General features: G+C 67.8%; 14 protein-coding genes. 4 read left to right on the top strand and 10 right to left on the bottom strand.

Annotated features, from left to right (window positions below):
• Positions 1–18: 18 nt before the first annotated feature.
• The 8 genes from ACZ4AA_RS20080 to ACZ4AA_RS20045 all read right to left on the bottom strand — a co-directional run bounded on the left by ACZ4AA_RS20080 (position 19) and on the right by ACZ4AA_RS20045 (position 7,410).
• Positions 19–321, bottom strand: a complete 303-nt coding sequence (locus tag ACZ4AA_RS20080; RefSeq protein WP_467603534.1) for a hypothetical protein — start codon at positions 319–321, stop codon at positions 19–21.
• A gap of 233 nt (positions 322–554) precedes the next feature.
• A complete protein-coding gene (locus ACZ4AA_RS20075; protein WP_467603529.1) occupies positions 555–2,648 on the bottom strand; it encodes a hypothetical protein in 2,094 nt (697 codons plus the stop codon).
• Between the two features lies 1 nt (position 2,649).
• The gene (locus ACZ4AA_RS20070; RefSeq protein ID WP_467603525.1) at positions 2,650–4,263 is read right to left on the bottom strand and encodes a hypothetical protein; all 1,614 of its coding nucleotides are present in this window, start codon (positions 4,261–4,263) and stop codon (positions 2,650–2,652) included.
• A gap of 75 nt (positions 4,264–4,338) precedes the next feature.
• Positions 4,339–4,680 (bottom strand): RRQRL motif-containing zinc-binding protein, encoded by a 342-nt coding sequence (locus tag ACZ4AA_RS20065; RefSeq protein WP_467603520.1) that lies wholly within the window; start codon positions 4,678–4,680, stop codon positions 4,339–4,341.
• A complete protein-coding gene (locus tag ACZ4AA_RS20060; RefSeq protein ID WP_467603517.1) occupies positions 4,680–5,720 on the bottom strand; it encodes a DUF2637 domain-containing protein in 1,041 nt (346 codons plus the stop codon). Before ACZ4AA_RS20060 ends, ACZ4AA_RS20065 begins: the two co-directional genes overlap by 1 nt.
• The gene (locus ACZ4AA_RS20055) at positions 5,713–5,913 is read right to left on the bottom strand and encodes a hypothetical protein (RefSeq protein ID WP_467603513.1); all 201 of its coding nucleotides are present in this window, start codon (positions 5,911–5,913) and stop codon (positions 5,713–5,715) included. Before ACZ4AA_RS20055 ends, ACZ4AA_RS20060 begins: the two co-directional genes overlap by 8 nt.
• Positions 5,910–6,215: a hypothetical protein gene (locus ACZ4AA_RS20050; protein ID WP_467603511.1), complete on the bottom strand. Its 306-nt coding sequence runs from the start codon at positions 6,213–6,215 to the stop codon at positions 5,910–5,912. The genes ACZ4AA_RS20055 and ACZ4AA_RS20050 overlap by 4 nt, the downstream gene beginning before the upstream one ends.
• A 478-nt stretch (positions 6,216–6,693) precedes the next feature.
• Entirely contained in the window at positions 6,694–7,410 is a 717-nt protein-coding gene (locus tag ACZ4AA_RS20045) for a GntR family transcriptional regulator (protein ID WP_467603507.1), read from the bottom strand.
• Between the two features lie 56 nt (positions 7,411–7,466).
• On the opposite strand from ACZ4AA_RS20045, the gene ACZ4AA_RS20040 reads away from it, so the two are divergent.
• Positions 7,467–8,339: a class I SAM-dependent methyltransferase gene (locus tag ACZ4AA_RS20040; protein WP_467603503.1), complete on the top strand. Its 873-nt coding sequence runs from the start codon at positions 7,467–7,469 to the stop codon at positions 8,337–8,339.
• Between the two features lie 33 nt (positions 8,340–8,372).
• Here ACZ4AA_RS20040 and ACZ4AA_RS20035 read toward each other — a convergent pair whose 3' ends face one another.
• Both ACZ4AA_RS20035 and ACZ4AA_RS20030 read right to left on the bottom strand, forming a co-directional pair.
• Positions 8,373–9,563 (bottom strand): helix-turn-helix domain-containing protein, encoded by a 1,191-nt coding sequence (locus tag ACZ4AA_RS20035; protein ID WP_467603499.1) that lies wholly within the window; start codon positions 9,561–9,563, stop codon positions 8,373–8,375.
• 12 nt (positions 9,564–9,575) lie between these two features.
• Positions 9,576–10,409, bottom strand: coding sequence for a hypothetical protein (locus ACZ4AA_RS20030; RefSeq protein WP_467603495.1), 834 nt, complete (start codon positions 10,407–10,409; stop codon positions 9,576–9,578).
• 163 nt (positions 10,410–10,572) lie between these two features.
• Here ACZ4AA_RS20030 and ACZ4AA_RS20025 point away from each other — a divergent pair, with 163 nt between their 5' ends.
• The 3 genes from ACZ4AA_RS20025 to ACZ4AA_RS20015 all read left to right on the top strand — a co-directional run bounded on the left by ACZ4AA_RS20025 (position 10,573) and on the right by ACZ4AA_RS20015 (position 12,778).
• Positions 10,573–11,064: a hypothetical protein gene (locus ACZ4AA_RS20025; protein WP_467603492.1), complete on the top strand. Its 492-nt coding sequence runs from the start codon at positions 10,573–10,575 to the stop codon at positions 11,062–11,064.
• A 277-nt stretch (positions 11,065–11,341) separates the two neighbouring features.
• Positions 11,342–11,773: a DUF5959 family protein gene (locus ACZ4AA_RS20020; protein ID WP_467603490.1), complete on the top strand. Its 432-nt coding sequence runs from the start codon at positions 11,342–11,344 to the stop codon at positions 11,771–11,773.
• A gap of 105 nt (positions 11,774–11,878) precedes the next feature.
• The gene (locus ACZ4AA_RS20015; RefSeq protein WP_467603487.1) at positions 11,879–12,778 is read left to right on the top strand and encodes a DUF2797 domain-containing protein; all 900 of its coding nucleotides are present in this window, start codon (positions 11,879–11,881) and stop codon (positions 12,776–12,778) included.
• Positions 12,779–12,848: the final 70 nt, after the last annotated feature.

Genomic DNA, 12,848 nt, shown 5'->3' with positions numbered 1-12,848 from the left:
CGGCTCGGGAGGGTAGGGCTACTTCGATCGGGCGAGCTTGAGAGTGATGCCGCCGGCTCCGATGGGTCCGGCCGTGCTCGCGATGACGGTGGCGGTGTGTGCGGCCGCGTCCACGAGCCAGGCGATGGCGAGGACGACGCCCCAGGTGCCGAGGGCGGCGGCCGCGGCGATCGCGAACGGGATCAGCAGTCGCTGCCAGGGGAAGACGGCCGGGGCGCTCTGGACGATGACCACGACCGGCTGCCCGGTCGCCTGTGCGCGTTGGAAGACGTCCGCGGGGATGTGCGGGGCTATCTGGCCGGGCGGGGTGGGCTGGCTCATTTCAGACTCCCTCAGGGCAGGCCGCGGGCCCGCGCCGAGTGAGCGGTGCGGGCCCGTAGCGGGGTGGGTTTGCTTGTCGCGTGGCTTGTCGTCTCTCTTGTCGTGCGGCTTGTCGCCTTACTTGTCTTGTCACTTGTCTTGTCGCTTGTCGCCTCCCAGGTCACAACTCGTATCCGAGCCCCACGGACCTTCAGACGACATGCAGCGAAGCGGGGACGACAAGCGACAAGGGATCAGCCCTCGGGCGCGTGGTTGCGGTGGACATAGCGGGCTTTGGTGCCCTCCCCGACGCGAACGGCGGTGCCGTCCTGCATCCACGTTTTCAGCCATCCCACGACCGTCTGACGCGTCGTCCCGTAGGCATCCGCGAGCGCGCGGGCGATCGCGGATGCTCCGGTGCCCTCGGGCCCTGCGGCGAGCAGTGCGGCGAGCGCGGCCTGCTGCGCGGGGCTGTCCTGCTCCTCTCGGAGCGCGGACAGGTTCAGCCCGGCCGGCCGTTCCGGTTCGTCGTCCTGCCCGGGGGTGTGCGGGTCCGGCGTAGTGCCAAATTGCGCGTCGATTTCCTCCCGGAAGCGGCGGGCGAGCGCGTCTTCCGGAGACTCACGCTGGTCGCTCAGCGCGGACAGCCGCAGCGGCCCTGGCGTGGTCGGGGACGCGCCTTCAGCGTCGTCGGTCGCGGCGTCCCGCATCCAGGCGGTGCGGTCGGCATCCCAGCGGCGCGCGTAGGCGGGCCCGGCAGCCTGTGCGGACACGGCATCGAGCGTGGGGTGCCGGTCGGAGGTTGCGGCGGTGATCTCCCGGATCTGGTTGGGCAGGATCCGCCACGCCTTGAACAACGCGGCAGGCGACTCGGGAGTGCCCATGAACCCGGCCCCCTTGTGCGGGGCCTGGTCGACCCGGAGGCCGCGGCTGCCGGGGAACATCTTCGACAGGTCCATGCCCTCGGTCTCACCGCCCGTGAGCGCGACGCGCACCTTTGCCTCACGGCGGATCATCAGGTTGTTCAGCACACTGCCGGTGGCGCCAAGCGCGGTGATGACAGTCCGGACGCCCATGGCGCGGGCGATCCGGATCACTTCGAGGATCTTCTCACCGAGCTTGCGGATTTGCCGGTCGGTGCTGGCCAGGATCTCCGCACCCTCGTCAATGACGAGCATGATCTGAGGAATCTTCGCGCTGACCGGCAGAAGATCTGTGTTGGCCCTCGAAAGTAGATCCTGGTAGCCCATCTTGCGCTGCTTGGCCACGCGCACCGCGGCGTCGAGCATGGTCAGGGCTTCGTCGTAGGTGCCGGCGAGCCAGTCGACGCCGGGCCGCACGGGCTTGCTGTCCTCCCGGGTCAACTCACCGTTGAGCGCGGGAAGTACCCACGGGAGTCCGGCGGATCCGGCGTTGAGGTCGATCACCCACGTGAGGATGTCCTCGGCGCGGGCGAACCCGGCGAGGATCGCGTGCACCATGTTGGTCTTGCCCGATCCGGTCGGACCGACGATCAGCGCGCACTGCTCGCGCAGGTAGGCGAGGATCTCTTCCGCGTTCGTCCGGTACCCCCACGGAATGCCCGTGTGTACGGACAGCGGCCCGTACTCCGCCGGGTAAGTCCGCTCCTCTGCCAGCACGTTCACCGTGGTCACGTCGATGATGACCCGGCCCTGGTGGATGCCGGGGGATGCGGTGGCGGTGCAGCCGTGCGGGAGCCGGGCATCCGCGGACAGCCGCGGCGACTCGCCTGCAATCTTGTTCCAGGTCGCGCCGCCGGGCGGGAGTTCGGCGTCGATCGAGTAGCCGGCGCCCGTCTTCCACATCTCCACCCCGACCACGTGGATCGTGATGGAGCAGACCCGCTGGATGCGGTCCATCCATTCCGCGGCGACCGCCCGCCGTTCCGCGGACAACTCTGCAGCGATGTGCCGCTGTTCAGCAGCATTGGCTTCGTCCTCGCGGGCCTCTTCGTAGAGGGCGGTGGATCGGGCGGCGGCGCCGATGCCGACGCCGATGGTGGCCAGGGAGCCGAGGGCGGCCCAGGTGAGTGGTCCGTTCGTCATGGCCCATGTGGTCCATCCGGCGCCGACGAGCCAGGATGCGGCTTTGGTGGCGACGGTGCGGCCGGCGTTGCGGACGCGGATACCGGCGACGGTGTGGCCGAGGGCGCCGGCGGCGCCGGCGGCGAGGGCCCAGCCGGGGGGCATGTGGGTGGCGGCGCCGGTGGTGGCGAGGGCGAAGGCTCCGGTGGTGGCGGACAGAGCGCCGGTCACGGGTCCGTGACCGGCGCTCCAGTCCAGCACCGGGCCACTGCTCTGGTTCTTGGCGGTGGCGGTGCTGCTCATCTCAGACGTTCCAGCCCTTCTCAGCCTCGGTGCCGTTGCGGGGGTCCTCGTGCCGGGCGATGTCCTGCTCATGCGCCTGCCTGAACAGCGGCCCCATGTCCTCCGCGACCGCAACGGCGCTCATCAGGGCGCCGAAGATGTCGTTGAACCCGTCCGCGACTTCTTTCTCCAGCGGGAACTCCGAGTCGGAGCGCTCGGCGAGGATCTTCATGACGTTGGCGACCGCGGTGAGCGCGGCCGGCAGGCCTTCGACCATGGCGAGGATCTCCATGGCGTTCTCGGGCTCGTAGGAGTTGGCGGCCTGCTCCATCTCGATAGCGGCCTCTTCGAATCGGAATCCGGACACGTGCTCTCCTTCACTCACAGGGATGTTCGTGCTGGTGGGAACCGTGGCCGCGGGACGCTGAACGTCCTCCGCGATGCCGTCCGTGCCGTCCTTCGCCGCTTCCGCATCCGCGGCGGCCTCCTGCTCGCGCTGCCTGTCGCGGGCGGTCTCGTCACGGGCCGCGCGCTGCTCGCCCGCGGTCCGTACGAGACGCCGGTACAGGCGCCAGCCGGGGTTGACCAGCCACGGCAGCCGGAGCTTCCGACCGATCGGGCTGGTCAGCAAACCCAGCAGACCGACCGGCAGGGCGAGCAGCGCGGTCAGCAGGCGCCGACCGTGGAAGCGGGCCGCGGACCGGCGCAACGCCTGCCGCGCCGCCCGGCGTGCGGGCGCCTTTCGCACCTGCGCGCGCTGAGCGGCAACCGTGCCGCCGGTCTTCGCGTCGCGCTTGTTGCGCTGCTTGGCCACCGCCGCATCCCGCGCCGCGCGAGCCTTGCGGGCAGTCCCGCCTATCAGGCGGCTTGCCGGACGCGTGCGCTTGCCCAGCTGGCCGGTGCCCCCCACGCCGATCCTGGCGTTGCGGCGGGCGTCGGCGACCGCGCGCCGCGCGTCGGTCGTCTGCCTCCGCAGCCCGCCACGCGAGCCAGCCGCATCCTTATGCGCTGCCCGTAGAGCCTTGACCTGCCCCAACCGGCCCGCAGAACCCTTGCCCGCAGTGTGCTTGGACAGGCCATTACTGGTCTTGGTCAGGGACTTTCCGCCAGAAGCGGTACGGGTATTGGTACCAGTACCGCTACCGCTTGCGGCGTGGCGGGCCGTGGAGCCGTTGGTGCGGCGGTGCTGGCCGGGAACCTTGCCCGACCGGCCAGCAGAACCCCCGGAGCGTGAGCCTCCCGAGCGGCTCCTGCCGCTGCCGTGACTGCCCCAACCTGAGCCGCCGTGCCCGGTCCTGCGGGCAGCGTCGCGGCCGGCAGTGCGGGCGGCGGACCGGCGGGCGTCGCGGCGCGGGTGGGGCTTGCGGGAGCGGGCGGCGGCGACCGTGCCGAGGACGACCATGCCGGTAGCTGCCACTGCCGCAGCGATCGGCCCGCCGGCCAGGGAAGCGGCGGCGACCGCGCCGACGGTGCCGTTCGCCCCCGACAGGGCGAGCGGGACGATCGGCCACCCGCCGGGCGTGTGGTCCACCTCCTTCACGTCCGTGGCTGCCGGTTTGGGCTGCTCGGGCGCCGGGGGCGGTGGGGTGATGGGGGCAGCCGGAACGGCTACCGGTTCAGTGCTGAGGTCCGTCATGCTGTGAGCACTCCCTAGGAGTAGGGCCCGGCCGGGGATTGTGAGAGGTCGTCCGGCCGGGCCTGCCAACGGTGTTCAGGCGGCGCGCTGTTCGTCGTCGGGGTAGGCGCAGGTCACGCACATGCCGAGTGAGGTAGGGATGATGTATCCGACATCCCTGCTGCACTCCGGACAGGTGCGCCGAGCGGTGTTGGCCTTGGCCAGAGCCGCCCATTTCGCCGGCGTCATCGGCCGGACGGGCTGGGCCTTATCGATCGCGTAGAGGTAGGCGACCAACGGGCGGCGGCGCCGCCGGGGCCGTTCGATCTGTGCGGCGACGTCCTGCCCGCCGGGCCGTAACCCCCGGGCCCGCAGTTGCCGGATCGTGGCCAGTCCGTCGGGGGCGAGGCGCCACGGGTAGACGGGTACGGAGGCCATCAGACGGCAGCCTCAGCCGGTCCGTCCCCGTCCTCGTCCGCGTTCTCGCGCAGCCGGTTGGCGACCCATCCGATCGACCAGCCGGTCTCTTCCGCGAGCTGCCGCACCGACTTCTCGCCCTCCCGGAACGAGCGGAGGTAGGCGCGAGCGTTGTCCTCGGGCATCTTCGTGAACGGGGTCGGCCGACTGTTCACGGCGGTGTTCACGCTGCCGTTCACGGTGTTCACGATCTCCCGCTCAACAACGTCGCGAGAGGCCAGGGAGACGACCTCCCGGGCCTGCCTGTCGGACCGTGAACGCTCTGCCTGTTCACGCTGTTCACGCCGCAACGCGTCCTCGCGCTGCTGCTCCTCGCGCCGGACGCGCTCTTCGTATTCGCGCTGCTCACGCCGTTCCTCAGCCGCACGGTCCTGACGTTCACGATCGATACGGGCCGTGTGGTCGCGCTCAGCGGCCCGCTCGGAAGCCTCCCGATCGGCCCGCTCGCGTTCGAGCTGTTCGGCATGATCACGGGCCTGCTGTTCACGATGTTCACGGGCCTGCTGCTCCCGTTCACGGTCGGCCCGCTGCTGCTGTTCACGTCGCTCGATTTCGGCGGCCCGTGAACGCTCGATCTTCTCCACCGCGCGATTGATCGCACGCCGGTAGGCGAGCCCCGCTTCCGCGGTGACGATCAGCAGGAGCGGCGCCACGGAGTGGACCGCGACGCCGACCGCGTTGCCGTTGAGCGCGCTGTCCCCGACGTTCAGGAGCAGCGTCATCAGACCGGTCATCCACCGCAGCACGGTCGGCCAGGCACCGGAGCTCCCACCGAGGCGGGCTACGGTCGCGTCGAGACGGACCACGATGACGACCGCGGTATCCACAACCAGTGGAAGGATCGGGGCGGTGCGGTCCCAGCCGTCCGGGGTGACCCGTTCGACCAGCGGCGTGACCGTGAGGACGGAGAACAGCACCGCACCCGCGGTGATGGCCCACGTCCCGGCCGAGAGCGTCTTCTCCGCGGAGCAGATCTGATCCGCGGACAGGGACTCAAGCATTACGGCCCCCGCCCTGGCCGCGCTCGTGGCGGGCCCGGTAGGCGAGCAGCAGGTGTACGCAGCCCGCGGCTACGAGCAGGTTCCACAGACCGCGCCCCCACGACGGAAGCGGCAGCAGCCACGACGTCACGGACGCCGCGATCAGCACTGCCCCGCCCCGGCGCAGCCACCAGGACAGAAGACGTTTCCTCATGCCGCCACCTGCGTTCCCGCGGTGCAGCGGCCACCCTGCCGCTTCGTCGTACGGCGCGAACGGCGGGCAGTGGGGCGGGAGATGAGCGGGCTCATGCGCAGCAGGGACTCGGCGAACGCCGCGGCCTCCGGGTCGCTTTCGCGGAGCTCCGCGAGGACTTCCCGCGCCACGTCCAGCCGTGCCGCCCGCTCCAGGTCCGACTCCCGGATGGGGCCGGTGAACAGTTCAAGGTCGATGCCGAACGCCAGCTCCGCGAACTCGGCCGGCGTAACAGCCACATGACCAGCAACGATGCACTTCATGGGTCGTGACTCCTTCATCAGTGGAACGGCCCGAACAGCGGCCCCGGAGTTGCACCTCCGGGGCCGCGCGCCGTTGAAGTTGGACAACTCCAGCTCCCCTCAGCGCTGCTCGTGCAAGACGAGCAGCGGAGGCAACCGGCCTGCGGAAGTCGTGATCGTTCTGGTGTCTCCTTCGGGCCCGCTCCCGTATCAGGTAGAGCGGAGTCCCGGCGAAGGCGTATGGAGACGTGGCCTTTCGGCCTAAGCCCTCCGGACTGCCAAGGGGTCCGGGTCCCTCGCCCCCGCCGCAACGGGGCCTCATGACCCCCTTGCGGGAGCCCTTGCGGTGCAGCTACAGACTGGACCGGTGGACCGGTCCAGTCAAGCGCCAAATCTTAGTTGGCTAAGTGTCTAAGTGAGTTATTGCAGCTCAGGAGGCTTGATGGAGCATCAAAAAAGCTGGACCGGCGGACCGGTCCAGCTTTACGCGGTGCTTGTCCTACATCGCGTAGTTATCCACCTGCTCGAACAATGCCGCAGGGGTGACGCCTTCCTCGCAGACCAGTGGGCGTCCGTCCTGGTCAAGGGCAGTGTGAAGGAGGACTGCGATTGCGCTGCCCGCGTCAACCCCTAGTCGCTCAGCCTCGACCTCCGTGGCGAGGCGGACTGTGGTGACATCGATCCCCTCCACGGGAAAGCGACCAGTCTGGCGCCGGACGTAGCGCGTCGTGCCCTCTGCGATTGGTGCTGTGTCGGAAAGGCGGGGTGCCGCCTCTCCGATCTCGGGTGGGAACCACGCTTCCACGCTGCTATTTGGGCTCCCGTCCGGGAGTTGGAGAACGCGGATGCGACGGAGCGCAAGGGTGCCAGGTGCAAGCCCAAGCGCTGTGGCAACGCGTGCGGAGGGCTCGGCCCAGTCGGGCGCACCAATCCGAAGGAACGGCATGCCGCCCAAGATGCGTGCCGATCCAGCCCGACGTGCGCCGGCGGGGCGTGCCACGGGGGTTTCGGTGACCACGAAGCCGGTGCCCTGCTTGGCCACGACGACCCCGTCGTTTCGGAGCACATCCACGGCTTTGATGGCCGTGGCCCGTGACACGCCCCACTGCTCGGCCAAGTCGCGACCGGACGGGATCACCTCGCCAGGGGCGTATTCACCTGCGGCGATGCGGGTCCGAAGCGACTCGGCGATCTCTTCGTACTTCAGAACAGCCATGGCTTCCTCTACCTCGCACGCTGGACTGGTCCACCGGTACACACGATACTGCGGGCATGTCGAATCTCGAATTGGCTCCCTCCGTGATGCGGTTCTACGGCGAGACAGTGAACGAGGACAGTCGTCTGCGCATCTCGGCAGACGGGCGCATGGAGTTGGTCAGGACGCAAGAGCTTCTCCGACGCTTCTTGCCCCCCGCACCGGCGCGTGTACTCGACGTGGGAGGGGCGACGGGAATTCACGCTGAATGGCTCGTGAAGGACGGCTACGAAGTCACGCTTGTGGATCCGGTGCCGCGGCATGTCGAGACCGCCTCGGCCGTGTGCTCGGCGATCGTGGGGGACGCTCGTGATCTGCACGAGCCGGACGACAGTTTTGACGTAGTGCAGCTTCTCGGGCCGCTGTACCACCTGCCCGATCCCGACGACCGGACTAGGGCGTTGGCGGAGGCCAACCGAGTTGTGAAGCCAGGTGGGTTGGTGGCTGCGGCGGCGATCAATCGGTACGCGTCGCTCTTCGAGCACGTCACGTATGCCCACCTGCACACTGAGCGGATTCGGGACTCGGTTTCCGAGATCCTTGAGACAGCCGTCTACGACGGGGTGCGCGGGTTCACGCTGTCGTACTTCCACCGCGCTGAAGAGCTGGCGGCAGAGTTGATTGCCTCCGGCCTGGAGGACGTGCAGGTCTTCGGGATCGAAGGGCCTGCGTGGTCACTCGTGAAGGCAGCCGAGCAACAGCCGGGCGAAGGGCCGACGGACGACCTCATTGCGTCTGCGATGGAGGCAGCACGGATGGCGGAGCCGTATCCAGAGCTGCTAGCCGCCAGTTCGCATCTGCTTGCTGTGGGGCGGGCTCCCCACCCGGCGGCGCCTGCCGCGCCAACGGCGCCGCAGGCTGCCGAGATCGGGAGTACCCGCCTTTCCTGACAGGGCCAGATTAGAATTGATCAAGCCCGGGACTTAGGTCCCGGGCTTATCGATTTTGCTTCCAAATAGGGGGATTACGCCGTCTTGGCTATCCACTTCTTGATGTTCAAGAAATAGATCTTCACGTACGGGGAACCTTGCTGTCACTGTTCGAAAGATCCCTGGAGTTACCCGGGATTCTTTGGCCAATGAAAGTTCGTCCATCCCTACGCTCGACAGGATTTCAACCGCCTTGGGGTATAGCGACGGTTGTTCCACGGCCGGCATCTCTCCTGGTTCACGGCGGCGCCATCCCTTCGATGACAAATAGGTGACTGCGTTGCGATATGTCACCTCACTCATCACGCCGAGAGCCCTGGATCGATACAGGAGAGCTTGAATGCTTACCCCGTAAGTCTCTTTGAGTTTTGCGAGGATTCTCCAGTCGGCCTTGCTAGGCAAAAGGTCGCGCAACTCATCTTCTGGAAGTAGGAGTTCAGCCGCGAATCGGTGGGCCTGGTTCTCGACTACCTTGCTCCCTGGTTCGGCATCCACGTGCATCACGAGATGCCCAATTTCATGAGCGACGTCGAAGCGCTGGCGGTAGTAATCCTCCTTTGCTGGATTCAGTACCACCGTCGGCCTATAGCCGTCGTCAAAGGAGTAGGCATCAACTGCGGCAGTTTGCGCGGGGCTGAACACCACGACGACTCCATGGTTTTCTGCCAGGCGCACAAGGTGGCCAACCGGCCCTGAGCCGATGTCCCAGTGCTTGCGAAGAAGACGAGCCGCCTCCTCGGGAAGTGTGCTCGACTCGTCTTCCACGTCGACGCTTAGCTGCGGCAGATTGGGCTCCGGAAACTCGACGTGCCGTTCGAGGGCGGCACCCACATCTCCAGAGATCACTCCGTACGCGAATGCTTGGTCTCGCGCCAACTGTGTTGTCGAACGCAGTGAGCGAAAGTGAGGCACGGAGTCGCTAGCTGTGGATTGGTGAGGGCCCGGGAGGAAGAAACCTGGATCCACTCCAAGCGTCAGGCATAGCTGAGCAACCGTCGCAGGTGCCGGGCGCTTCGTGTTGTTTTCGTACGCTGCGATAGCGGTAGGGCTTTTGTCGATCTTCGTCGCGAGTGCGTTCTTTCTTAGGCCGATGAGCTGCCGCGCGAGCGTCAACCGTCGTCCGTCGAAGAGGCGAGAGGCGTCACTAACCTGCACATCTGTGCGGCGTGAGGAATCCATGACCATCCACTCGTTTCATTACTTGTCGTTCTCTCCCGACGTCAAGCGACGCTCTCCGCTCCCTTCCGACGGCTGGCGGCGAAGGCGAACGGGTGCGTCCTGGATGCCGGACAATCCGGGGCGAGGGTCGGGCGAAGTGGGAATCGGTACCGAAGTGGGATTACCCGGTTCGGCTGCAAGTAGATCATGCTTCCAGTACCAGGCATCTCCGCCCCCACGATTCAAACGAGACCGCCCCAAGAAGAGTTCTCGGATGTTCAGCTCTCGTTCAATACTGTGGGCGACGATGAGCGTTGTCGCGTTGAGCTCCGCGTTCGCTTCCCTCAATGCCTGGATCGTGGCGGCGAGCGACTCGGCCTCGTCCTCCCACAGGGTGGGATGAGGGTCCAGCCACCCTGCCGGCTGACCCTGAGCCGCAACGCGCTGCTTGGTGGGGCTCTTCTGGGGCCACGGGATGCCATTGCTCTCCCCGAACACGAACGATGTGAGCAGGATCCGCCAATCCCCGTACCGCCACCCCGGCGACTGATTGAGGTCGGACCGGACGACTGTGCCCGGGGTGATGAGCGGCATCTTCCGGTGCTCGCCCGGGGCCAGTCCGGCGGCCACGAGGTCCAGTCCAGCGGAGGCGGACTCAGGTGAGTCCACGCCGTGCTTCCCCGTGGAGAAGGCTCGATGCAGTCGGTCAACGAAGAGCTTGTGGGCGGTAGATCCGACCCAGCCCTGGTCATGACCCGTGTCGGGGTCGTAGTCCTCCATGGTGCGTCGGTAGGCCGACGCGCTGGCCCATGTGAGGGTCGCGAGAACACCACTGGACTCAAGGTCCTCAAGCGCATCCTGCTGTTCGCTCATGTCGCATGACTATACCTCATCCCAGTAAGTGGTGCGCAAAAATAAACCACACGCCCGCGTCGGCGTGGTTGAGTAAACCGAACACGTGATCTAATCCAAGCTGAACCTATCGTCTTGCTGGCCGCCCCACCAGTACCCCGTCACTGCTCGCGCCGGGGGCTTGGTGCGGATCCTGGACACCGGTGACAGTCGTGGCATTCGCCTGATCAACGGCGCGGGCGCCTGCGACGATGTGGTCATGCCGAAGCCTGGAATGCCTCTCCAAGCCGCGCTCATTCCCGACTGCACCAAGCCGGGAGACCACCGTGCTGCCTACAGAACAGCCAAGGCCAACGACGCGATCTTTGTATGCATTGCTCGCCATGGGCAGCGCTGGAAGGTGCAGCTTGACGTCATGGCCAACAGCAAGCCCTACGTACCGGATCAGGCAATGGCCGTCCTGCGATCAGCAGCCGAAGCGCTCGTCCTGGACGGCACCGTGGAGCAGGCCAACATCGGAGCTGACTACATCTCCATGTGGCCAATCGAGACCGAAGAGCGGGCACGCGAGATCGGAGCCGCGTTCCACGCCGCGATGTACGGCCTTCAGCTTCTGCACATCGCAGTTCCGAGCCAGCCGAGGTCCTCGCCGCGTCGGCCAGGCGGGGGCCGTTGACATCAATCCTTGACATCAACATGGGCGCACAACGACGCACCCCCGACAGTCCCGGGCCTGACCTCGCCGGTAGGTCTGCGCAGTTCCGTCATCGAGCTTGAGTGATCCGTGGCAGCGCCGCACGCGCCTACGGATCAGAAGGTTGCAGGTTCGAATCCTGCCGAGTGCACACAGGTGAGAGGCCCCGGAGAGATCCGGGGCCTCTTGCGTTTCCGTGCCGTACGACAGCGAAGTACAGCACTGAAGTAGAGCAACCGGGTCAGCCGGAGGGGGAGCCGTGACCGAGAGCGCCGAGCCGCTTGAGTTGATTCACTTGTCCGACGGGACGCAGAGCGTGGTCGTGCGTGTGTTGTCGACGCGGCCCGGCTACTACGACGCCGAGATCGTCGTCCGCAGCGACTTCGTGAACGCCACGGTGCGAACCGACTTCGACGCCGACGACATCGGCGAGTGGGGCGACCTCCTGGACGCGGTCGAGGACGACGACGCGGACGTCGACCAGGACGAGGACGACGTGTTCGCCGGGAACTGGCCGGGAGAGGGACGCGCCGCGTACCTCACGTTCGTGGCCGACGACCCGTACGTGGTCGAGGTTCACGACGCGCCCGACACACAGATCTGTGTCCGCGTGCCTCTCGACCTCAAGCCCGACTGGATCGACGAGTCCCGGACCCGGCTCGCGGCGGTCCGACGAGCGCTCGGGATCTAGCAGGGTCGAACACGGAGCGCGCCGCGAGAGCGGTCCTGTCTCGGACGGTATCCCGGGCGTTCGCGGGGCGGAGTGCCTGTCAGTGGTGTCCTCTACTGTCGTCGTGTGCGGCGGGTGTGGACGTGTTCGGGGTTGCGGTGGTCGGGGGACGGGGCCGTGCTCGTGTGGGGCGGGGGGCGGACCAGCCCCCTGGTTCCGGGGCGGCGGGTCGCGTTCGGTGTCGTGGACGGGGGTGTGCGGACCTGCGTGGGCGCGCGGGGGAACGCGTGTCCCGTACGGGCCGGGGTGTCGCCGCGCGGCACGGGCGCCCGGTGTGAGGAGTGCGCGCGGCTGGACAGGGCGCACTCCGTGGCCGCCGACACACTGGCCGACGACCCGCGTCCGTACCGCGTGTATCTGGCGTGGTTCGGGCCCGGCATGGTCAAGGCCGGGATCACGCGGGCCGAGCGGGGTTCCGCGCGGCTCATGGAGCAGGGCGCCGTCACCTTCACCTGGCTGGGGCAGGGGCCGTTGATGGCCGCGCGCCGGACCGAGGAGCTGTTGCGGGCCGCGCTCGGGGTGCCGGACCGGATTCCGTACGCCGACAAGCGGGCGGTACGGGCGCTGCTGCCCGGGGCGGACGAGCGCGTCGCCGAGATCCGTGAGCTGCACGCGCGGGCCGGGGAACTCGACGGCTGGCCGGAGACGCTCCGGCGCGAGCCCTTCGAGCCCGTCGATCACACGGACCTGTTCGGGCTCGCCGGGCTCCTCCCCGCGCAGGGGGTCGTGCGCGAGCTGGCCGCCGCGGGCGCGGTCGCCGGTGAGCTGTGCGCCGCCGCGGGTCCCGACCTCCATCTCCTCACCGGGCGGGGAGTCGTCGTCCTGGACACCCGGCTGATGACGGGTTGGGACCTGACCGGAGCCGGGGACACGGACGGGGCCGGCGGCTCCGGAATCACCTTTCCCGTACGGGAGGTACGGGAGTCGTCCGCGCCCGACGCGGGTGTGCAGGACGGCCTCTTCTGACGGCGGAGCCGGGAAGGACGGACCGCCGGCCGCGATGGTCAAGACTTCGATCCCTTTCGGATCCCGTTCG

The organism is Streptomyces sp. NPDC024698 (assembly GCF_055559015.1).
The sequence above is the reverse complement of the archived record's forward strand: the minus strand, read 5'-3'. Positions and strand labels throughout refer to the sequence as shown.

Coding starts and splice junctions, on each gene's coding strand:
- ACZ4AA_RS20070 (WP_467603525.1), bottom strand. CDS start 4,263: ATGACGGACCTCAGCACTGAACCGGTAGCCGTTCCGGCTGCCCCCATC.
- ACZ4AA_RS20045 (WP_467603507.1), bottom strand. CDS start 7,410: ATGGCTGTTCTGAAGTACGAAGAGATCGCCGAGTCGCTTCGGACCCGC.
- ACZ4AA_RS20060 (WP_467603517.1), bottom strand. CDS start 5,720: ATGCTTGAGTCCCTGTCCGCGGATCAGATCTGCTCCGCGGAGAAGACG.
- ACZ4AA_RS20050 (WP_467603511.1), bottom strand. CDS start 6,215: ATGAAGTGCATCGTTGCTGGTCATGTGGCTGTTACGCCGGCCGAGTTC.
- ACZ4AA_RS20075 (WP_467603529.1), bottom strand. CDS start 2,648: ATGAGCAGCACCGCCACCGCCAAGAACCAGAGCAGTGGCCCGGTGCTG.
- ACZ4AA_RS20080 (WP_467603534.1), bottom strand. CDS start 321: ATGAGCCAGCCCACCCCGCCCGGCCAGATAGCCCCGCACATCCCCGCG.
- ACZ4AA_RS20030 (WP_467603495.1), bottom strand. CDS start 10,409: ATGAGCGAACAGCAGGATGCGCTTGAGGACCTTGAGTCCAGTGGTGTT.
- ACZ4AA_RS20040 (WP_467603503.1), top strand. CDS start 7,467: ATGTCGAATCTCGAATTGGCTCCCTCCGTGATGCGGTTCTACGGCGAG.
- ACZ4AA_RS20065 (WP_467603520.1), bottom strand. CDS start 4,680: ATGGCCTCCGTACCCGTCTACCCGTGGCGCCTCGCCCCCGACGGACTG.
- ACZ4AA_RS20035 (WP_467603499.1), bottom strand. CDS start 9,563: ATGGTCATGGATTCCTCACGCCGCACAGATGTGCAGGTTAGTGACGCC.
- ACZ4AA_RS20055 (WP_467603513.1), bottom strand. CDS start 5,913: ATGAGGAAACGTCTTCTGTCCTGGTGGCTGCGCCGGGGCGGGGCAGTG.